Here is a 22,537-nt window from a genome sequence, read left to right on the forward strand (position 1 = left end):
AGGCATAACAACAATAGAGCTAGCAGGCATAACAACAATAGAGCTAGCAAATGTATTCTTAAACCACTACGTAAAAAAATTCAATGCTAAGTTTGCTCTTGATATCAATAATACCAAATCTGTATTTGAAACACAACCTACGGGTGAAAAAATTAATTTAACTCTTGCCGTTTTAGCCGACCGAAAGGTTGATTGTGGACATTGCGTACGCTTTGAATCCAAATACTATAAACCTATTGATAGTGATAACAATCCTACATATTTTAGAAAAGGTACATCCGCTTTGGTTATTAAAGCTTTTGATGATGAATTTTACGTTAGTATAGAAAATAAAATATATGGGTTAGAAGTAATACCAGACCACAAAGCTACTTCAAAGAACTTTGATTTTCCAAAAGATAATCCAGTAAAACGCAAAAATTACGTGCCACCTATGAGTCATCCTTGGAAACATGCATCATTTCAAGCATACTTGGACAAGCAAACTCATAGATCAACCAAGACTGGTTAATATTTAATCACCCTAAATACATTGATAGAATCTAATGAATGCTTCTTTAAAAAAAGTATAGCATGAACTAGGTCTATTAAATTCACCCCAAATCACGCTTTTTAAAAAATAAAGCACCAGCAACTTGCTGGTGCTAATGTTTCACTTATTTAGGGACATTTTCAAAAATGGTTGACAGGTTATAACAACTTTGGAATACTGTGGCTAGTTTCCACTGTACTGTAATTAGGAACTGTTAGCGTATAAATAAATATAAAAAAAGCCCATGACTTTAGTCATGGTAAAGTACACGAGCTCTCCTTAAATGGTTTTTATATTAAAATATCTTTTCTTGTAAATACTATATGAGATATTAAATAGCAAACTATAGAGGTAACTATTAAAGTACCTACTCCAAATGACGTAGTTAAATGAGGGTTGTTATAGCTCATTACAACATCACCGGTAATAATTTGCCCTACTGTTCCATAGGAGGTAAATATATATTGTGCGAACTTTGCAAGCGCTGGCATTTGTAGTAATATAGTGAACGCAACTACAATAACTATACTTACACTTACAGAAACCATACTGCTCTTTACTATTGAAGATAGCATAAAAGCAACCGATACACAGGTTATTATAAATAATGTTTGAAGTAAGAACATTTTAAGTACAAATGCACCAGTAGAAATTATATAAGAAGAACCTGCCACTGCTACTAAAGGGTGTCCGCCATAAGCGCTCTGAGCCATATTCCATTTATAAATTGTTCCTGCTATTATTGGGTAGTTTGGGTTTCCAAAACCAAATATCAGTCCCATTATTAAAAATGCTAAAATCTCTACAACTAGTATTAATATGATAGCCACCCCTGCTACTGCAATAAACTTAGAAGCTAATACTTTAGCCCTTGAAACCGGTTGAGTAAGCAATATTTTCATAGTAGGTGGCGTAAATTCTCCTGAAACTATATCTCCAGTAAACACCATTACCCCAACAGCTATAAAAATAGTTCCTAGAACCATAAATAGTGTTTTAATAAAGCTAAATGCATCAAATGTACTTCTACTTTCAGGTTCTATATTATTTTCATATAAATATTGAGACTGCTGTAATTCTAATTTCATTCTATCTTTATCGTTGGATGCTAGCCCAGAATCTTTGTCATTCAAAGTTTTTTCTGTACTATCTATCTTATCCTTTAACTGTACTTTCCAGTCCACAGGTTTACCACTTAGCTCAAGTTTAATTTGCGATAATTCCGCTTCCATATTGGCAATTTCCTGTTCGCCATATTTCTTATCTGCATCTGTTGTATTAGGATTTTCCAAATCTTGTTTCCTGTATTTTATAGAATCTTCTATGTTTTGCTTTCTAAATTCAGGACTGTTCCATTGCTTTTGGTTTAAATTTTCTCTGTAGGATCCATATCCTATAGCAACAGTTAATAATATAAAAGCTGCAAATATAATAACTGTCTTTTTTCTTCTCATAAGCTTTTTTACTTCATTTGAAATAAGTATAAATATCATTATCTCATGCCCCCCTCAACAAGCTCCATGTACCTTTGCTCAAGCCCCTTATGTTTTTTACATACTTCCATTACTCGAATCTTATTTTCTGCCAAGGAAAAAATTAATTCTGGAGTTGAATTTTCGTCAAGCTCTACCACTAATGAGTTTTCATCTCTATGAGTTTCATGAACAAAAGCTAAAGTTTTTAATATTTTTTCACATTTTTCAATTTCCTTAGTAACGACTACTACGGTATCATTTTCCTGCTTTATATCTCCTCCAGTTATACTCTCTATTGATTTTATTAATCCACCATTTATGAAAGCAACTGTATCACAGAGTTGCTGAACCTCACTTAGCATGTGAGAAGATATAAATACTGCTGTTTTAAGTTCCCTGGCAGCCTTTTTAACTATATCTCTAAAATCCATTATTCCTGTTGGGTCAAGACCATTTGTAGGTTCATCTAAAATAAGTAATTTGGGTTTTGCAATCAGAGCTGCTGCAAGACCTAATCTCTGCTTCATGCCAAGAGAATATTTTTTAACCTTATCATCTATTCTATCCTTTAAATTAACAAGTCCAATTACTTCTTCTACATCACTTTTAGGGATCCTTCTTATAGCTGCAATCTGCATTAAGTTTTGCCTTCCAGTTAAATATGTATATAATTCCGGATTTTCTACTACAGCTCCTATGTTTTTTAACGCTTTTTCTCTTTCGCTACCTATTTCGTGCCCCATAACTGTTATAGTTCCACTGTTTGCAGATATTAGGCCTACCATCATTCTAATCGTAGTTGTTTTACCTGCTCCATTTGGCCCAAGAAATCCGAATATCTCTCCTTCTTTTACAGAAAAACTAATACCCTTAATAATTTCACTTTTACCTAAATGTTTGTACACATCTTTCACTTCTAATACATTCACTATATTCACCCCTTAACTCTTTGTTTTAAAACCTCAAGCAGATTAATCTTATACTATAAATTTCTACATATCAATGAAATGTGCGATTTGTAATGAAATCTTAAGATTTGTAATAAATTCTTAATAATCTCTTAACCCCTAGGTGTCTTATTGAATTAACATTTAAATAGAATTTTGGGTTATATTTTATTTAAAAAGGGTACATTAAAATAACTTATGAATTTTTAAAGGAGATGCAATCATATGGATTTAGTTAAGGACCTATTAGTTGTAACCGGAAGATTACTCACCATTTTACCTTTAATGCTGTTTGTAGCTTTATACATGGGAAAGCGCTCAATTGGTGAAATTCCTGTTTTTGATTTTTTGGTAATACTAACTTTAGGATCAGTTGTAGGTGCTGATATAGCTGACCCTAATGTTCCTCATATTCATACTGCAGTGGCTATAATATTAATTGGACTTTTGCAAATAATAGTGTCAAAAGCAATAATTAAGCACAGAAAATTAGGGCATCTCATAACTTTTGAGCCAAGTATAGTGATTCAAGATGGTCAGTTTATTGTTAAAAACCTAAAAAAACTGAGGTATTCAATAGATAACGTTCTTTCAATGTTAAGGGAAAAGGATGTATTTGATATTAATGATATACATTTAGGAATTATAGAAGCAACTGGCAATTTATCCTTATTAAAAATAGACAGTAAAGCAGTTGTTACTCTAGAGGATATGAATTTAACAAAAAATACTCCTTCTCTATCCTACCCTCTAATAGTAGATGGAAAAATTCATTCTGATATTTTAATAAAGCTAGATTTACCCTTGGATTGGCTAAAACAGCAGTTAATGAGTCTTAACATTAAAACCACTGAGGAGGTATTCTTTGCGTCTATTAATACTAATAATGAGTTACATGTTTCATTAAAGAGCTTTATGAATGATAATGAAAACACTATACCTATATACCACTAGAAGGAGGATGATTTCGTGGATTTAATCAAAGAGTTTATTGTACTGTTCGGAAGAATTATTACCATCATACCTCTTATGCTCATTATAACATTATATATGGGGAAACGTTCTATAGCAGAGCTTCCGGTTTTTGATTTCTTAGTTATTATCATATTAGGCGCCGTAGTTGGTGCCGATATAGCAGATCCAGAAATACCTCACATACATACTGCAGTGGCCATTATACTAATTGGAATTCTTCATAGAATTGTGTCAAAACTTAAAATAAAATACAGAAAATTTGGTCACCTAATTACCTTTGACCCTACTATTGTTATACAGGCTGGTAAATTCATAGTAAAGAATCTCAGCAGCATAATATATTCCATTGATAACGTTCTTCAGATGCTTAGGGAAAAGGATATTTTTGATATAAGCGATGTTCACTTAGGAATTATAGAGCCAACTGGAAACATATCAGTATTAAAAAAGGTAACCAAAACTGAAATAACTATTGAGGATTTAAACCTATCCAAGTACACCTCTTCCTTCTCATATACAGTTATAATGGATGGGGTTGTGTACAATGGTGTATTAAAAAAACTTAATCTTTCTGAATATTGGCTTAAACATCAATTAACTAATCTAGGTGTTAAAAGCGTGTCAGAAATATTCTATGCTTCCGTGAACACTAAAAATGAGCTTCACGTTTCATTAAGGAGCTTTATGGAGGAAAAGGATGATATATTGCCTATATATCATTAATGTATACCTAATTAAAACAAGGTAAAGTCTTAAAAACTTAATTTATTACTAACCTCCTTAAATCATTGCGCTCATTACTGGGTATTCTTCCTCGCCCTCTGCCATTCCACCACACATGCTACTTAAACCTGAATGTAGAAAACAAGATCTACTAATAGCTTTAGAGCCGTACTTTAGCCTAATTTCATCTATTATTTTATTTAACTTGTTATCTTTCTCATAATCAAAAGTATCAAGTAAAGAAGACTGATAAAAATCATTGCCACAAAAGTCAGTGATATGAACCCCCAAGTGCCTTATTGGATTGCCCTTCCAAACATTATCAAATAGATAGCAAGCTATTTCATGTATTTTACGAGTAGAATCAGTAGCTACTATTAATTTCTTCTGCCGAGAATAGAATATCATATCACTACCTCTGACACTTATACTTACTACAGTGCAGCAGTTACGTGAATACCTTAAACGCATAGATACTGTTTCACACAAGGATAAAAGTACCTTATGAGCCGTATCACTATCTTCAACATCAAAAGGTATTGTTGTAGAATTTCCTATACCCTTCATTTCAATATAATTACTCTTTCTAACCTCTGAAAATTCAATTCCATTAGCATAATTCCAAATTAGTTGACCATGGCTCTTTAATTTATTCTTCAAAATTTCTAAATTATAATTAGCGAGTTCTCCAATAGTATTGATATTTAAGCTATGCAATTTGGGTGCAGTTGCTCTACCAACCATAAATAAATCTTCTACTGGTAATGGCCACATCTTTTGTTTTATTTCATAAGGAAATAAAGTATGTATCATATCAGGCTTCTTAAAATCAGAAGCTACTTTCGCAAGTAGTTTATTATTTGATATTCCTATATTAACTGTAAATCCAAGTTCAGTCTTTATCCTGTCTTTTATATTTTCAGCCAGTTTCATATAGTCTGGATATAAATGCTCCATATTAGAAAAATCTAGAAAGCTTTCATCTACACTGAATCTCTGAATTTGTGGAGTATACTCCTGAAATATTTGATTCATAGCTAAGCTGCATTTCATGTAAAGCCAGTACCTCGGTGGTACTATTACTATAGTTGGGCATTTTGCCCTGGCATTATATAGTGTTTCCCCTGTCTTGATATTAAATTTTTTAGCAGGTATTGATTTTGCTAAAACAATACCGTGCCTACTTTCTTCATCTCCACCCACTACAGATGGGATTTCTCTTAAGTCTAATCGCTCCCCCTGTTGAAGTCTATAAGTAGCCTCCCAGGATAAATAAGCACTATTCGCATCAATATGAAAAATTAATTTACTCATATAACTCACCCTCTTTATTAATTCCAACTCCAGAACATATGTTCGCGTATTACTATTATATAACACTTTTCTGCTTTTTATAAGTAGTTTTAAAAATAATTTTATAATAAAAAAAGCTTATCCATTAAATTCATGAAATAAGCTTTTACTAGTTAAATTTTGTACAACATCCATTTGCAGGTACTTAACTCATATTTAATTTCGAATCTCTTCATAACATCATCAATTAAACTTTGACACTTATAGACAAACATAATATTACCTGCAAGTTTCTCCGTATCCTTAACCAGAATCTTATCTACTTTAATAACTTGCATAGGTTCATCATCTATTTGCATTCTAAATCTAATTGGCCTTATAGATCCTTTATCATCTGTATAAGAAACTACCTCAATTGGTCTTGCTACAATTTTCATTACAAACCATGCCCCCTATTTTCATGTCCTATTACAAGAACATATGTTCGTAATTATTATATACTATTTTATTAACTTTTAGAAGTAGTTTCGGAAATATTTTTATTATTCAATATATGCTTCTCTTAGCATTTTGATTTCTGCAGCATGACCAGGTAATTCATTTGGAGTTTCTAAAAAAAATGGCAAATGACGTAATTTGGGATGATTAATAATTTTAAAGATCGCTTCTTTTCCAATAGAACCCTCACCGATTGTTTCATGGCGGTCTTTATGACTTTCAAATGGATTTTTGCTATCATTTAAGTGAACTGCATATAGCTTATCAAGACCAATTACTCTATCAAATCCCTCTAAGACTCCATCTAAATCGTTAACAATATCATAACCAGCATCATAAATATGACAAGTATCTAAGCATACACCCATTTTTTCAGAAAGGATAACTCCATCAAGAATTTGCTTTAATTCTTGAAAGCTTCTCCCTATTTCCGTTCCTTTACCCGACATTGTTTCAAGTAGCACTGTGGTGGTTTGTTCTGGTTTTAGTATAGTATTAAGCATATTTATAATATATTCGATGCCTATCTTCGCTCCTTGTTTTACATGACTACCTGGGTGAAAATTATAAAAATTATTTGGAAAGTATTCCATTCTCTCTAAATCATCCGCTATAACTTCAATTGTAAATTCTCTTGTACGCTCATCTGCTGAACAAGCATTTAACGTATATGGAGCATGAGCAAGTATTTTAGCAAAATTATTTTCTTTTAGTAATTCTAATAAATTCTGTGCGTCATTCGGATCAATCGCTTTTGCCTTACTACCCCTAGGATTACGAGTAAAAAACTGAAATGTATTTGCACCTATTGTAAGAGCATCTAATCCCATTGCTTTATACCCTTTTGATACTGATAAGTGGCAACCTATATTTAACATAATTATTCCTCCAGTGAACTACTATATTTTTATATTTGTATTTTATTATTATTGGGATTTAATCATTAAAAAACACCTTATTTAAATAAATATAACCTATAATAATTTAAAAGAGCCTTGATAAAATTTAAATTTATCAAGGCTCTTATGTTTAGTTAATCATTTTTAGTTAAGTGAATCACCTTTAGTTAAGTGAATCATTCTTGAATAATGATCTTCAAATCCCATTTTTTCATATAATTTAATCGCCCCAAGATTATTTCGTTCAACATGAAGAGATATATTTCCTTCTGATAACTCTACTGCTTCATTTAGTATCATAGTTGCTATTCCACTACCTTCTATATGATCAACAGTAGCAATATATGCTAAATGATATCTTGTCGCAAAATGTTCAAATCCAAAATTAACAACAATTCCTATGCCGCATATTTCACCGTCATAAACAGCTGTAATAACAAATCCTTTTTCTACTGCATTTTTATAAGCTTCTTCTATTTCACAAATTGGATCTGTAAATTCATTAAGCCAATCATGTACCAAAGCTATGATATTATTGTCATCTAAACATTCCTCTTTTGTAGCTCTTCTTACATCTATGTCTATCTTACCATCATTCAATAATATAACATGATTACCCTTAGGTAATTTTTTTTCTTCAACTTGTTTCATGAATCCTGCAATCGAATATCCATTTGCAACAGTCAACTTAATATTTTCAATTTTTTCAAATTCAGAAACATAATGTTTTAATTCTTCTTCTGTTATATCTATAACCTTACCAACTACATCATTAACCAATTCATCATCTGTATCTTTTGAACAACTATTTAAAGTTGGAATCTTTTCAATCTCATTTTTAACCCATAATTGTCTAAATCCTAAATCAAGTCCTTCTAAAGAATAACCATATCTTGATTGTACAAATACAGTATCAATTTCTCCCTTTACTTTCGTATGCAATTCATCTGCAATTCTTGAAAATGCTATACTGCTTATCATTGAATTATTCATTCCTGGATTAGCGTTATACCAATTGTTTTTTTTGCATAATTCAATAACATGTTCAACACGCTCATCTGATGTTCCATCATATTCGATAAATTTGATATTATCTTTATTAAATAGTTCAATATCCTTATATTCATTCTTGTCTGGTACTACAAAAACACACGTCATATCATAGAATTGAGATAAGAATGCAATTGATCTTGCAAAATTTGCACCAATACTTAGGCAAATTGTACTTCTATTAACTCTTAGAGCATCTTTTATTAATATGTAAGTTAATCTATCAATACGATAGCCTGAAGGGTTATTCCCTTCTAATTTCAAATAAATATTCTTAACACCTAGTTTTTCCTCTAAATTTTTAGCCCTTATTAAAGGTGTTCTTCCAACTCTCTTCTCTATTAACACATTATTCATAAAGCACCTCCTACTATATATTATAATACATCATTTTAGCATTTTATGAGATTTTTGTCAAGTTTAAGGTAAAACTTTAAAATCTCAAAGTGTTCTTTAAGTTTAACACAAAATACTTTTCCCATCTTTTTAACTTTTATAATAAGAAACATTTATTTTTGTTCCTATATCTACAAGTGTATCAGGTTCGCTATCCTGCTTGAATATTTTCTCTTCCTTATCTTTAGAATGTTTATCCTTACCTTTTGCCTTTACCTTTACAGCGGTTTGCTCTCCCATCTCTAACTTAAGGCCCTCTAGAATATGTTTAGCATCATCTAAGGATTCATCCTTTAAATCCGGCACAGCAACCTGCTCAATTTTTTTACCTTGACTTACAACTAAATCAATTTTTGCACCTTCTTCACATGATGTATTTACACTAGGTGTTTGACTAATAATTAACCCCTTAGACACACTATCACTATAGTCATTTAAAATATCACCAGGTAAAAACCCATTATTAACTATAGTCTGCTTTGCAATTCCTTCTGTACTTCCAATAACCGAAGGCACAAATTTTTTTTCAATTTCAGGAACTTTCTCACTTACTTCTGGTTCTTTTTCGCTTTCTTTTGGAGTAGTTTCCTTTGCAATTGTCGTTTGCGCATCATTAGAATTTCCTTTGATAACACCTTTTGCTAAAACTCCAATAATCATAGCTAAAATAATTGTTGCAACAATTATCATAATCTTTTTTTTGTTACTAGGAACCTCATTTGTTGATGCTACCATTTCGTTTTTTTCGTTTGCTGGATTCTCATAACTTGCATCCTGGCTCATAAACGTTGTGAAATCATTCGCTATATTGCCTGCTACTACTGGGCTCATAATCTTTGTAGCATCGCTTGGAATGTTATCTGAATCTAACTTAAAATATGGATTTTTCTTAATTTCACTTAAAATCTCCGCCATTTTTTTAGCGTCTTGGTATCTATTCATAGGTTCTTTTTCCATTGCTTTTAGAATTACTCCATTTACATTCCCAGGTATATCTGCAATGATTTCTATTGGCGGAATAACAGGTTCCTGAATATGCATCATAGCTATTGTAATACAACTTTCCGCATTATAAGGTACTCTCCCTGTAATCATTTCATACATAACAATTCCTAATGAGTATATGTCTGTTCTACCATCCACGAAGTTACCTTTTGCTTGTTCCGGAGAAAAATAATGCGCAGTTCCAATAACTTTATTGGAATTCGTTACGGTTCTTGAATCTACAACTTTTGCAATTCCAAAATCAGCTACCTTAACTATATTATCCTCAGTTATCAAAATATTATCCGGTTTTATATCTCTATGAATTATATTGTTTTTATGCGCACAATCTAGCGCTCTTATTGTCTGTAGGGCTATTTCTACAGTTCTTTGAGAGCTAATTCTACCACTGGCCTTTATTATTTGTTTTAATGTTTTTCCATTAATATATTCCATAACTATAAAATTAACATTATTATCCTCACCAACATCATGAACATTAACTATATTGGGATGAGATAATCTTGCGGCTGACGTAGCCTCCCTTTTAAACCTTGCAACAAATTCTTCGTCCTTGCAAAATTCTGTCTTTAATATCTTTACAGCTACAATTCTATTTAATAAATGGCACTTTGCCTTATAAACAATTCCCATACCACCTTCACCAATTTTTTCTAATAACTCATACCTATTTAAAAGTAATTTTCCTATCATACTTGACCTCCTTAAAAACAGTGACCCCAACATTATAACATATTAGAGCAATATGAAAGCCGAAACATTAAGTTCCAGCCTTATTTAAACATATCTTCAAAATTTGATTAACCTACATTTTTATCATAAAACTATAATTTCTTAATCGAATTATTTCTTCACTATCACAAAAAAATAGAAGCTAATTCCCATTAGTTAATCTGCATGGAATTAGCTTCTATCCTTTATTAAATTTTCTTTCAATAATAATCTCCTTACCAACTTCCCGTTCAAAAATAGTATTGTTTTAACATTTTTAATATTAAACTCATAAATTTTAATCTGGTACGGGTTATTTGCATTTTTTTGTTTCATAACACTTTTTTAATACTTAGTAATGGCTTAACTCAACTATTCCAGTTTGAATCATGATCTTTATTCCACTACCTATGAATTGGGGTTTTTGTTTATACTTTTTCAACAATTTGAAAATGATGTTTAAACTAAAGATCTACTTTAATTCTTTTTCTTCGATGTAACCACCACACTTTCGCATACATTAGGAAATTTATTTATATTTTTGATTTTGCGGCCACACCCCTTCTTTTTAAAGATTTTTTCCTTACACTCTGAATTGAAAGCTTTCTTCTTTGTGTACCTTTATTATACTAAGTTATTTTGACCTTGTCAATAGATATTATTGTTTAATATAATAAATAATCGTTGTATTATTCTAACAATTCACCAAGCCCTCTAGTCACCTATTATTAAGAGGATTCCCACCCCTAGCACTTCTCTATACCGACTTATCTATAGAGACTTTTCATAGTATCTGGGTTATGTTACAATTGTAGGTGTATTATATAATTATATAACTTCATGATTTTAAAAATAAACATAGCAATTAAAATCCAATAAAAATTTTAGGAGGAATAATATTATGGATAATTTTACTTTTCAAAATCCAACGAAAATCATCTTTGGTAAAGACGCTGAAAATCAGGTAGGAAAAGAAGTAAAGAAATATAGCAAGAAGGTCCTTCTTCATTATGGCGGTGGCACTATAAAGACCACTGGACTTTATGATAGAGTCGTAGCTTCCCTAGAAAAAGCCGGTGTTTCATATGTTGAACTTTCTGGTGTTAAACCAAATCCAAGATTAAGTCTTGTGCAGGAAGGTATAAAATTATGCCGAGACAATGAAATAGATTTCATACTGGCAATTGGTGGTGGAAGTGTTATTGATTCGTCAAAAGCTATTTCCATAGGAGTCCCTTATAGTGGAGATGTATGGGATTTCTATTTACAGAAAGCTCGTATAAAAGAGGCTTTACCAATTGGAACTATTCTAACTATACCAGCAGCCGGAAGTGAATCAAGTACAGGTAGTGTTATAACAAATGAAGATGGATTCTATAAACGTGCTATTAACTCTAATTTAGTATATCCTAAATTTTCAATACTCAATCCTGAACTTGCCTTTACCTTACCAAAATACCAGATGGCATGCGGATCTGCAGATATAATGGCTCATTTAATGGAAAGATACTTTACTAATTCGCAGAACGTTGAGCTTACTGACAGATTGATTGAAGCTGCAATGAAGACAGTTATAAATAATGTTACTACTGTTTTAGATCAAGCTGATAACTATGATGCTTGGGCTGAAATCATGTGGACAGGAACTATTGCCCACAACAATTTGCTTAACACTGGAAGAGTTGGTGATTGGGGTTCGCATGATATTGAACATGAGCTAAGTGGCATATATGATGTTGCTCACGGAGCTGGTCTTGCAGTTATATTCCCTGCTTGGATGCAATATGTTTACAACCATGATATTAATAGATTTGCTCAGTTTGCTGTTAGAGTTTGGAATGTAGAAAATTCTTTCTGGTCCCCAGAACAAACAGCTGTTGAAGGAATTAGACGTGTTGAAAACTTCTTCAAATCATTGGGTCTTCCCGCTAGTCTAAAAGAACTAGGGATTACTGATGACAGATTAGAAGAAATGGCTTCAAAGGCTACAAAAGCTGATACAGCAACAGTTGGTAACTTTATAAAATTAAACAAAAAGGATGTATACAATATTTTAAGACTTTCTCAATAAAAAAAATAGAAAAAAGCAGACATATATTTTAAAAATATGGTCTGCTTTTTTTAATTAAATTATTTTGTTATTTCACTATTAGACGATGCTCAAAAGGAATAAGAATAAATATTATGCTGTGTACACAGACTAATGTTATAACAATAAATTGAGGTAGGTGTTACTTTGAAAAAAAAATTAAGTTTATTAATATTTAGCGGAGAGTACGATAAAGCCTTAGCAGGAATCATATTAGCTAATTCAGCAAAAGAACTAGACATGGATGTAAGTATGTTGTTTTGCATTTTGGGGCTTGCTTTTGTTAAGGGACCCCACTAAAAAAATTAACGAGGATAAATCTGCTCTTGAAAAACTAATGGGTGCAATGGCCCCAAAGGGTACTGAAGAATTACCACTTTCAAATATGAACTTTAGTGGTATGGGAAAGAAAATGCTTGAAGCTATGATGGAGAAAGACGGTACCCCAACTCTTTCAAATTTTTTAGAGGGTGCAAGAAAAAAGGGTGTTAAATTTTATGGGTGTAAACTTTCCATGACTGTGATGGGCTTCAAGAAAGAAGAGCTTATACCTGAACTCGAAATAATGGAAGCCACTGATTATCTAAAAGATGCTTTAGAATCAGATATACAATTATTCATATGATTATGAGGTGTTAATTTGAAAAGAAAAATAATTGCAATAGTTATTGTACTTTTAATCTGCATATCAACGATATCCGGATACTTAACCAAAAAAACGGATGCTGTAACTTTAGTAGATGATATTAAAAACAAACATAATGATAAGGGAATTCCAGTACTTATGTATCATGCTATTGGTTATGAGGCAGGAAATACAGCAAGACTTCCTAAAGAAAATTTCAAGAAACAAATGAAGTATTTAAAAAACAATGGCTATGTAACACTAACCTTAGATGAAGCCTACGATTTTTTCGCAAAAAATAAGCCAGTTCCAGAAAAATCGGTAGTGTTAACTTTTGATGATGGGTATGTGGATAACTATTTAGAAGCTCTTCCTATATTAAAAGAATTTGGGTTTAAAGCAACAATTTTTGTTATAACGGATGCAGTCGATAAATCCAAAAATTATATGAATGTAGAACAGCTGAAAAAAATGGAGGCCAGTGGAATGGATATCCAAAGCCATACTTCCCATCATAAAAATTTCAAGGAATTATCTTACAACGAACAACTAGAAACATTAAAGAGATCTAAAAATTTTCTAGAAAAATCGCTAAATAAAAGAATTAAGTATTTTGCATATCCCTATGGAGAGTATTCAAAAGAGAGCTTAAAGGCTGTAAAAGAAGCAGGATATACGATGGCTTTTGCCACCGCTGGAAGATGGTCCGATAAATCAGATGGAATTCTAACCTTGGATAGGGTATTTATAAGTGGATCAGCTAATTTAGATGTATTTATAAATCGAATATCTAATCCGAATTATAAATTTTAAATTAGCTTTCCTTCAAAAAATCATTAGTAATATTCACATTTAGCAAAATACAGAATATATTATAGTATCAGATACAACTTTTATAAGTAAACCCAGTACTTAAGTAAAAGTTTAATTTTATAGCTTTTACTTAGACACATTCAAATAAATAGACTAGCATACAGATCTTGTATTTATTTGAACATTGCTTTTTAAAAGGGGGTAATTTATATGAGTCATAGACATAGAAACGATTGTTGTTGTAATAGTTGTTGCAGCAGACCTGTTTCCAACTGTGGAAACAACTGTGGCAATAGTTGCGGAGGTGGCATTGGTGGCGGTTGCGGCGGTGGTGGTACTGGTATCTGGTTCATTCTTTTACTTTTAGGAATTGGTGGCGGCGGCAACTGCGGTGGCGGTTGTGGACGTGGTGGTTTCGGTTTGTTTTAACTTCTAATTAAAATAAGAAGCACTACTAATAGAATCATATTAGCAGTGCTTCTCTTATATTTAAATATATGCCATAGATTTTATTTTTTATACATAATATCTAGTTGCTTTTGAATTTCATCATTTTCTATGAATTCATCATAAGGCATTTGTTTATCCATTATTCCCTTAGGTGTAATTTCTATTATTCTATTTGCTACTGTATCAACTAACTGATGATCGTGTGATGCAAACAAAATTGTTCCAGTATAAGTATTTAATCCATTGTTTAATGCAGTAATGGACTCTAAGTCTAAATGGTTAGTTGGCTCATCCAAAATTAATACGTTAGCATTACTAAGCATCATTCTAGAAAGCATACATCTAACTTTTTCTCCACCAGAGAGTACACTAGATTGTTTAAGAGCTTCTTCTCCAGAGAAAAGCATTCTACCTAAAAAGCCTCTAACAAAGCTTTCTGCCTTTTCCTCTGAAAATTGACGAAGCCAATCAACTAAGCTACAATCTACATTATTAAAATATTCGGCATTATCTTTTGGTAAATAAGCTTGGGTTGTAGTAATTCCCCATTTAAATTCTCCAGCATCTTGCTCCATTTCGCCCATTAATATCTTAAATAGGGTAGTTTTTGCTATTTCATCTATACCCGTAAATGCAATTTTATCTCCCTTGTTAACTATAAAAGTTACATTATCAAGAATGGTAACTCCGTCCACCGTTTTACTTAGATTTTCAACTATTAATAAATCATTTCCTGCTTCTCTTTCTGGCTTAAATCCAAGAAAAGGATATTTACGAGAAGAAGGTTTTATATCATCTAAAGTCAATTTATCTAATTGTTTTTTACGAGAAGTTGCCTGTTTTGCTTTGGAGGCATTAGAACTAAATCTAGCAATAAAACTTTGTAAATCAGCAATTTTTTCTTCTTTTTTCTTATTTTGATCTTTTGCTAGTTGAAAAGCCAATTGACTAGACTCATACCAAAAATCATAATTTCCAACAAATAGTTGAATTTTACTAAAATCTATATCTGCAATGTGAGTACATATTTTATTTAAGAAATGTCTATCATGAGAAACAACTATAACAGTACTGTCAAAGTTCATCAAAAAGTTTTCAAGCCAATTTTTAGATTTAATATCTAAGCCGTTTGTAGGCTCATCCAGAAGTAATATATCAGGCTTTCCAAAAAGCGTTTGAGCTAAAAGTACCTTTACCTTTTCTGCTCCTGTTAGTTCCTTCATTGTTTTACTTTGAAGCTCATCACTTATACCAAGTCCCATTAGAAGTGTTGAAGCTTGAGATTCAGCTTCCCATCCGTTAAGTTCTGCAAATTCTCCTTCTAGTACTGATGCTTTAATACCGTCTTCATCAGTAAAATCTGGTTTTGCGTATAATTCGTCTTTTTGTTTCATTATTTCATAAAGTCTTACATGACCCATCATTACTGTTTCTATAACTTCATTTTCATCAAATTCAAAATGGTCTTGCTTTAAAAATGCCAGTCTTTCTCCTGCAGTAATAAAAACTTCACCTGTATTAGCTTCAATTTCTCCAGATAATATTTTTAGAAACGTTGATTTACCAGCACCATTAGCACCAATTAATCCGTAACAATTACCTGGGATAAATTTTATATTAACATTATCAAATAATTTACGTGCACCATATCTTAAACTTATATTATTTGTACTAATCATATATTTATAACTACCTCCGTATATTTACATAATTTCATTATAGTCAAAACTACTCAACCATTATATCACAAGCATGGACAGTAGGCTAATGTATTTTTTTTCTTATTTTGATATTACTTTTTAAATTTGGATGTTTTTCCATAAGTCCTAGGTTCTATAATTTTTCCCATGTATATATCTTTTTCGAAAATTTCTATATTAAAATCTTTTTCATAGTTTTTAATAAGATCAAGCTCTCTTTCTTGTGCTATGGATATGGCTACACCTGTTTTACCCATTCTTGCTGTTCTACCTACTCTAATTTTGCCTGAATTAAAGTCCTCGAGAGCTTTTTTTCTATTCTCTTTTTCAGAGCTTCCATGAATTCCTTCTACTTTTAATCCATGATAGTTAAGCTTTGAAGTTGTAATTTCCACCTCATCACTTTTGTTTATAAATATTATTGCTTTTTCTGGGTTCGTAGCACTTATAAGTTTTCTCAAAAGGATCATTTTATCTCTCCTCTCAACAAGGAAATACATGTGATCTATATTAGGATTTACATGACTTTTGTCACCTACCTTAATTACCTCAGGTTCATTCATTAAGGTTTTAGCAATTTCTATTGCTTTAAGTGATACCGTAGCTGAAAATAACATAATCTGCCTATCTCTAAGCGTAGTTTTTATTACTGCCTTTACTCCATCAATATTATTTTCATCTATCAATCTATCGCCTTCATCTATTACTATGGTCTTAACGAAGTGTGATTTCAGCTTCTTCATAGTTATAAGTTCTAAAATTCTTCCTGCAGATCCAACTACTATGTGTGGTTTGCCCTTAAGAGCCTCTAACTGTCTTTTAATGTTAACATTACCAATTATACATGTTGATTTCACTAGGCCCCCTGTGTTCTTAGATAGGAGCTCTATCTGATTATGTATTTGAACTGCAAGCTCGTGAGTTGGGGCAAGTATAATTGCTCCTATATCCTTTGACGATGTGTCTATTTTTTGAAATATAGGTAATAAGTAAGCTAGTGTTTTACCTGTACCTGTTTCTGATTCTGCTATGATGTCTTTGTTTTCTAGTGCCATCGGAATAGCCTTTACTTGAATTTCAGTAGGGCTTTCAATTCCTTGTTTTTTTAGACCTTCTATAAGGTCTTCTTGTAATCCTAGTTCATTAAATAATTTATCCATGTTTTCTCCTCTTTTTCTAAGAAATTTTATTGTTAGCGTATTTGAATATAGCTGCTTTTATAGCTAAATAATCTATTTCCTTTGGCAACGCTTCTTTAATAGGTTTTAACTTTGAAGCTCCTATTTTTTCTATGACTTCAATAATAAGCGCTTCATGATGTTTTGGAATAAAGTCATCTAAATTAACCTTTTACTGTAAGGCTTTTTAGCTTCCTGTCACACATTATATCATCTATGCTTTTGCCATCCTTATACATATTATAAGTAACTACGTAACTCGGCGTCTTTTCATCATTTTCCAGTTCTACTGCGCATTCCATTCTATCATTATTATCAGCTTCTTCATTATATAATATTTCTGGCGCAAGTTCTATATTATTTTCCGACATGTACTTTTTAATAACCTGAATGAATTCCTCACCATACTTTTTAAGCTTAGATTCTCCTACCCCTTTGATATTAAGCATTGCACTCTCATCTACTGGGAGATATTCACTCATCTCTCTTAGGGCACTATCAGCAAAAACAATATAAGGTGGAACTTTTTCCCTTTCAGAAATTTCTTTTCGAAGAGCGCGTAGTATTCCAAATAACCCTGCATCCACAACTGCTTTAGCTTTCTTTTTCTCAATCTTCTGATATACTTTTTCCTGATTTTTTAGAACAGACACTGCTTTCTCTTTTAAATGAACCACTGGAAACTTACCACCATCTAGGAAAAGATAATCTTCTGCCGTAAGAACATTTATAAGATCTTTTATCTCTTTAACAGTATATTGCTTTATTATTCCATATGTAGAAAGCGTGTCAAATCCCAATTCCAAAACTTTTTTGTTTTTTGATCCGCGTAAAACATCTGCAATTAAAGAAGTACCATACCTCTCTTTCATCCTAAGGATACAAGAAAATATTTTTTGAGCCTCAATAGTTATATCTGCAAGTTCACTTTCGTCATTACATGTACTACAATTATCACATTTATCTTGAACCTCTTCTTCGCCAAAGTACTCCAAAATAAACTTACGAAGGCATCTAGAGGTATGTGAATAATCCACCATAGCTTGAAGTTTTCTATATTCATTTATTTTTCTTTCTGGAGATTCCACACTTTGTTCTATAAAAAATTTTTGAAGTAAAACATCTGCAGCAGAGAATAGTAGTGTACATTCACTAGGCTCGCCATCCCTACCTGCACGTCCTGCCTCTTGATAATATGCTTCCATACTCTTTGTCAAATTATAATGAATTACATATCGTACGTTTGATTTATCAATTCCCATTCCAAAAGCATTTGTAGCAATAATAATGTCTATATCATCAAATAAAAACTTTTCTTGGTTTTCTTTTCGCACCGTATCTCCTAGCCCTGCATGATATTTCCCGACATTATATCCTTTTTTATTCAAAAGTTCATAAAGATTATTTGTTTCTTTTCTTGTAGCAGTATAAATTATCCCTACTTTATCTTTATTATTTTCAATATATTTCAAAACAAAATCTCTTTTGTTTTCTCCACGAATAACAGTAAAACTCAAATTCTCTCTATCAAAACCAGTTACATAAACATCCGGTTCTCTGAGTTCTAGTGACTTTATAACATCACGCCTAACTTCCTCCGTTGCTGTGGCAGTAAATGCCGCTATAATTGGTCTTGTAGATAATTTTCTTATCAAACTATAAATTGATGAATAACTAGGCCTAAAATCATGTCCCCATTGAGATACACAATGAGCTTCGTCAACTGCTATAAGCGATATGGTTAATCTATTTAACATATTACAAAAAAATTCTGATCCTAGCCTTTCAGGAGCAACATAAAGAAGCTTAAACTCCCCTTTTGAAGTCCTATCAATTCTTTCATTAACTTCATTAATGGTTAATGAGCTATTTATATATGTTGCCGCTATACCTACACTATTTAATGTATCTACTTGATCCTTCATAAGAGATATAAGTGGTGATACTACAAGTGTAACTCCCTCAAGCATTAGTGCAGGTATCTGATAACACACAGATTTACCTGCGCCTGTAGGCATTACAGCAAAAGTATCACGTCCACTTATAATACTCTGTATTACATCCTCTTGTCCTTTTCTAAAACTATTGTATCCATAATATTTTCTTAATTTTTCTTGTGCTTCATGCAACATATATTTCTACCTCTCATCCATAATAATCACTTATAAATAGTATAACATTATTTTGAAAAGTTTGTTCACAATACTTTAGACAAATGCCATACTCTTATTTATTTTTGTCAATTTTATGATGTTTAAAACATATTTCTATTATAAAATAAAAAATAGATTTACTATAATATTTTATAATAATCTATAAAATACAATAGTGAACCTATAAAATAGTGACTTATTTTATTTTTATTCCTAGTACCTTTTGCGCAACTTCTATTACTTCATTAAAATAAAATGGCTTTGTAATATACCTATCACATAAAACATCAAAACCCTTATGTTTATCTTCTTCTTGCCCTTTGGCTGTTAGAAGTACTATATAAATATACAATAGTTTTAATTCCCTCTTCACTATATCGCATACCTCATATCCACTTATTGTAGGCATCATAATATCTAAAAACACCAAATCTGGCCTCTCACTTATAATGATTCCCAGCGCTTGTTTCCCATTCTTCGCCAGAAATATTTCTACTCCTTTTTCTTTGAAATCTTCAAGTATTTCTTCTAATAATAATCTATTATTAGCTTCGTCATCTACTATTAATATCTTTTTCATTTGCACCTCGCGCTTTTTCCCGGAAAATTATCCACCTTACATGTTAATTGTTTTTTTAAAGTCCTTAACATAATGTCTGCTTACAGGCACTTCTTCTTTAAAACCGTCTATTGTAAGTACAAAAGTACTATTAAACCAAGGAACTATTTTATAAATTTTATCTAAATTAACTAAATAACTTTTATGGCTTCTAAAAAAATTATGCTCCTCTAGTTTATTCCCTAATTGGTTTAGAGTATATTGCGTTGTAAACCTGGTATCCTTAGTTAAAACAAATACCTCTTTATTTAACACAGTACAATATAATATATCTTGAGGACTAACAAGGAAGATGCATTCATCTTTCCATAATGGTAACTTTACTATCCCATTAATTCTCGCTTGTTCTAAAATTATATTGTTGTGGCTGCAATAAGATACATTTTTATTAGTATTAAATCTTTCATTTATTTTTTCCATGGTAATCTCGAGCCTTTTCTCAGAAAAAGGTTTTAGAACATAATCAATAGCATTCATTTCGAAAGCCTTTACAGCATATTTATCAAAAACTGTTGCAAATACTATACTCACTTGGAAATCCATCTTACATATTTCTTCAGCTAATGTAACCCCATCAATTTCTGGCATATGTATATCTAAAAACACTATTTCGGGTTTAGTTTTTTTTATAAATTCCAAAGCAGCTAAAGCATCTAAGTACTTCCCTATTATTTCTATTTCAATATTTTTACCCAAAATAAAACTTAGCTCATCTAAAGATAATTGTTCATCATCCACCAAAACTACTCTTAGCATATATATATCCCACCCATATTTGAATTTCATCATCGTAACAAATTAAGACTAAACGCAATTTACATTTTCCATTGGTATATATAAATTTATATAGGTTCCAACATTAAATTTACTAATAACTTCTAATTTAGCATTATATAATTCTTTATATTTATAAATAGAAGTTGCAATGGAACCACAATTTTCATCATAGAGTGCCTTTATTACTTGCTTTTCCTCCATGCCAACACCATCGTCATTAATTTCTATTACTATTTCATCTTGAACCCTTTTAATAATAAAAGTTAAATTTCCACCGTGATTTTTTTTAAAAATTCCATGGTTAAGTGCATTTTCTATTAAATTGTACAACGAATTTTTGGGAATTAAAAAATTTATATCTTCTTGAATAATGCATTTATAATTTAACCTCTCTCCAAATCTTACCTTTTGAATATACAAATAGGACTTTATGTACTCTATTTCCTCATATAAAAAAACATTTTCCTCCAATGCATTAAAATTAAATCTTAAATAACTAGTAAGTTCTAGGACAACATTCCTGGCTTCTTCAGAATTTTGTCTACAAAGTGCTAATATACTATTTAAAGTATTAAAAAGAAAATGTTGGTTAATGTATGTATTATTTGTTTTATCTGTTTTCAATATCTTTCTCCTTCTACCCATTTATGCTATATAATAATATTCATAAATGTTTTTCTAAATTATATTGTTTAAGCACCTATTCTTTATATCGTAGAATTACCTTTAAAACTTTAGCAAAAAGCTATATTTTCTATAAGCTTTTTAAATTTATAAAATCTTTCTCCATTAATACTGGACATTTTCAAATTATTAATTTACTATTAATTAAGAGGATTCTAATAATTTATCTTTTAAAATATTGAGGAGGTTTTATTATGGCAGCAGCACATTCGTTTGACATAGTATCAGATGTAGATATGCAAGAAGTGGACAATGCAATAAATCAAGCATTAAAGGAAATTAAACAAAGATATGATTTTAAAAACACTATTACTGAAATTACCTTAGGTAAAGAAGATATTAAAATAATATCTGATGATAATTTCAAATTAAAAGCGGTTATAGAAGTACTTATCAGTAAACTTATAAAAAGAGGTATATCTGGAAAGGCATTGGACCTAGATGTACCTGCACCTGATACACTAGGTTCTGCTAGACAAACCGCTAAAATTGTAAAAGGCATTTCTACGGAAAAAGCAAAAAAAATTATTGCAGAAATTAAATCTAGCAAAATTAAAGTTCAATCTCAAATCATGGATAATCAGCTAAGAATTACTAGTAAAGACCTTGATGATTTACAACAAGTAATGGCCCTTGTAAAATCAAAAGATTTTGATATTGCACTACAATTCACTAATTATAGATAAGACATTTATAAGAGGTTAGTACATTTTAAAATAAAATGTACTAACCTCTTAATATTTTTATGTTCATTTATTTATTTGATATTTTACAATAATTTCAATTCATTAAATAAATTGTTTTTTTTTAAAGTAATTGGGTATACTATTTAATGTATTACAATAATGTTTAAAATGACAGTCAATTATAAATTTTTAGCATAATACGTAAATGTTTGTTAATTTTTATTTTTTTTATTAAATATAAAATAAACCTATTGACGTT

18 protein-coding genes and 3 pseudogenes are annotated in these 22,537 nt (G+C 31.0%); 8 read left to right on the forward strand and 13 right to left on the reverse strand.

Going from position 1 to position 22,537, the window contains the following annotated elements:
* Positions 1–511, forward strand: a pseudogene (locus ACJAX4_RS05775) (ISNCY family transposase); the annotation flags it as partial.
* Positions 512–822: 311 nt separating this feature from the next.
* On the opposite strand, the gene ACJAX4_RS05780 reads toward ACJAX4_RS05775, so the two are convergent.
* Positions 823–2,025 carry an ABC transporter permease gene (locus tag ACJAX4_RS05780; protein WP_435788505.1) on the reverse strand — a complete coding sequence of 401 codons (1,203 nt, stop codon included), beginning with the start codon at positions 2,023–2,025 and terminating at the stop codon, positions 823–825.
* Positions 2,025–2,936 (reverse strand): ABC transporter ATP-binding protein, encoded by a 912-nt coding sequence (locus ACJAX4_RS05785; protein WP_435788506.1) that lies wholly within the window; start codon positions 2,934–2,936, stop codon positions 2,025–2,027. The genes ACJAX4_RS05780 and ACJAX4_RS05785 overlap by 1 nt, the downstream gene beginning before the upstream one ends.
* Positions 2,937–3,179: 243 nt before the next feature.
* Here ACJAX4_RS05785 and ACJAX4_RS05790 point away from each other — a divergent pair, with 243 nt between their 5' ends.
* Positions 3,180–3,908, forward strand: coding sequence for a DUF421 domain-containing protein (locus ACJAX4_RS05790; RefSeq protein ID WP_435788507.1), 729 nt, complete (start codon positions 3,180–3,182; stop codon positions 3,906–3,908).
* Between the two features lie 15 nt (positions 3,909–3,923).
* Positions 3,924–4,652 carry a DUF421 domain-containing protein gene (locus ACJAX4_RS05795; RefSeq protein WP_435788508.1) on the forward strand — a complete coding sequence of 243 codons (729 nt, stop codon included), beginning with the start codon at positions 3,924–3,926 and terminating at the stop codon, positions 4,650–4,652.
* Positions 4,653–4,709: 57 nt separating this feature from the next.
* Here ACJAX4_RS05795 and ACJAX4_RS05800 read toward each other — a convergent pair whose 3' ends face one another.
* The 5 genes from ACJAX4_RS05800 to pknB form a co-directional block, all read right to left on the reverse strand.
* Positions 4,710–5,966, reverse strand: a complete 1,257-nt coding sequence (locus ACJAX4_RS05800; protein ID WP_435788509.1) for a DNA polymerase Y family protein — start codon at positions 5,964–5,966, stop codon at positions 4,710–4,712.
* Between the two features lie 152 nt (positions 5,967–6,118).
* Positions 6,119–6,382, reverse strand: a complete 264-nt coding sequence (locus ACJAX4_RS05805) for a hypothetical protein (protein ID WP_435788510.1) — start codon at positions 6,380–6,382, stop codon at positions 6,119–6,121.
* A gap of 105 nt (positions 6,383–6,487) precedes the next feature.
* A complete protein-coding gene (locus tag ACJAX4_RS05810; RefSeq protein WP_435788511.1) occupies positions 6,488–7,321 on the reverse strand; it encodes a deoxyribonuclease IV in 834 nt (277 codons plus the stop codon).
* A gap of 165 nt (positions 7,322–7,486) precedes the next feature.
* The gene (locus ACJAX4_RS05815) at positions 7,487–8,749 is read right to left on the reverse strand and encodes a pyridoxal-phosphate dependent enzyme (protein WP_435788512.1); all 1,263 of its coding nucleotides are present in this window, start codon (positions 8,747–8,749) and stop codon (positions 7,487–7,489) included.
* A 129-nt stretch (positions 8,750–8,878) separates the two neighbouring features.
* Positions 8,879–10,486, reverse strand: coding sequence for a Stk1 family PASTA domain-containing Ser/Thr kinase (pknB, locus tag ACJAX4_RS05820; protein ID WP_435788513.1), 1,608 nt, complete (start codon positions 10,484–10,486; stop codon positions 8,879–8,881).
* Positions 10,487–11,405: 919 nt separating this feature from the next.
* Here pknB and ACJAX4_RS05825 point away from each other — a divergent pair.
* The 4 genes and pseudogenes from ACJAX4_RS05825 (at position 11,406) to ACJAX4_RS05840 (ending at position 14,460) form a co-directional block, all read left to right on the forward strand.
* Positions 11,406–12,575 carry an iron-containing alcohol dehydrogenase gene (locus ACJAX4_RS05825; protein WP_435788514.1) on the forward strand — a complete coding sequence of 390 codons (1,170 nt, stop codon included), beginning with the start codon at positions 11,406–11,408 and terminating at the stop codon, positions 12,573–12,575.
* A 165-nt stretch (positions 12,576–12,740) separates the two neighbouring features.
* Positions 12,741–13,218: pseudogene (locus tag ACJAX4_RS05830) on the forward strand (DsrE/DsrF/DrsH-like family protein).
* 69 nt (positions 13,219–13,287) lie between these two features.
* Entirely contained in the window at positions 13,288–14,031 is a 744-nt protein-coding gene (locus ACJAX4_RS05835) for a polysaccharide deacetylase family protein (RefSeq protein ID WP_435788529.1), read from the forward strand.
* A 210-nt stretch (positions 14,032–14,241) separates the two neighbouring features.
* Positions 14,242–14,460 (forward strand): ground-like protein, encoded by a 219-nt coding sequence (locus ACJAX4_RS05840; RefSeq protein ID WP_435788515.1) that lies wholly within the window; start codon positions 14,242–14,244, stop codon positions 14,458–14,460.
* Positions 14,461–14,540: 80 nt separating this feature from the next.
* Here ACJAX4_RS05840 and ACJAX4_RS05845 read toward each other — a convergent pair whose 3' ends face one another.
* From ACJAX4_RS05845 to ACJAX4_RS05870, 6 genes and pseudogenes are all read right to left on the reverse strand, one after another.
* Positions 14,541–16,160 (reverse strand): ABC-F family ATP-binding cassette domain-containing protein, encoded by a 1,620-nt coding sequence (locus tag ACJAX4_RS05845; protein WP_435788516.1) that lies wholly within the window; start codon positions 16,158–16,160, stop codon positions 14,541–14,543.
* 113 nt (positions 16,161–16,273) lie between these two features.
* Positions 16,274–17,341: a DEAD/DEAH box helicase gene (locus ACJAX4_RS05850; RefSeq protein ID WP_435788517.1), complete on the reverse strand. Its 1,068-nt coding sequence runs from the start codon at positions 17,339–17,341 to the stop codon at positions 16,274–16,276.
* Between the two features lie 16 nt (positions 17,342–17,357).
* Positions 17,358–19,491: pseudogene (recQ, locus tag ACJAX4_RS05855) on the reverse strand (DNA helicase RecQ).
* 217 nt (positions 19,492–19,708) lie between these two features.
* Entirely contained in the window at positions 19,709–20,092 is a 384-nt protein-coding gene (locus ACJAX4_RS05860) for a response regulator (RefSeq protein ID WP_435788518.1), read from the reverse strand.
* 36 nt (positions 20,093–20,128) lie between these two features.
* Complete coding sequence (locus tag ACJAX4_RS05865; RefSeq protein ID WP_435788519.1) at positions 20,129–20,887, reverse strand: LytR/AlgR family response regulator transcription factor; 759 nt, start codon at positions 20,885–20,887, stop codon at positions 20,129–20,131.
* A gap of 48 nt (positions 20,888–20,935) precedes the next feature.
* Complete coding sequence (locus ACJAX4_RS05870) at positions 20,936–21,532, reverse strand: sensor histidine kinase (protein ID WP_435788520.1); 597 nt, start codon at positions 21,530–21,532, stop codon at positions 20,936–20,938.
* 254 nt (positions 21,533–21,786) lie between these two features.
* Here ACJAX4_RS05870 and ACJAX4_RS05875 point away from each other — a divergent pair, with 254 nt between their 5' ends.
* Positions 21,787–22,278 (forward strand): YajQ family cyclic di-GMP-binding protein, encoded by a 492-nt coding sequence (locus tag ACJAX4_RS05875; RefSeq protein ID WP_435788521.1) that lies wholly within the window; start codon positions 21,787–21,789, stop codon positions 22,276–22,278.
* Positions 22,279–22,537: the final 259 nt, after the last annotated feature.

This window comes from Clostridium sp. (assembly GCF_051278035.1).
Lineage (GTDB): Bacteria > Bacillota > Clostridia > Clostridiales > Clostridiaceae > Clostridium_AD.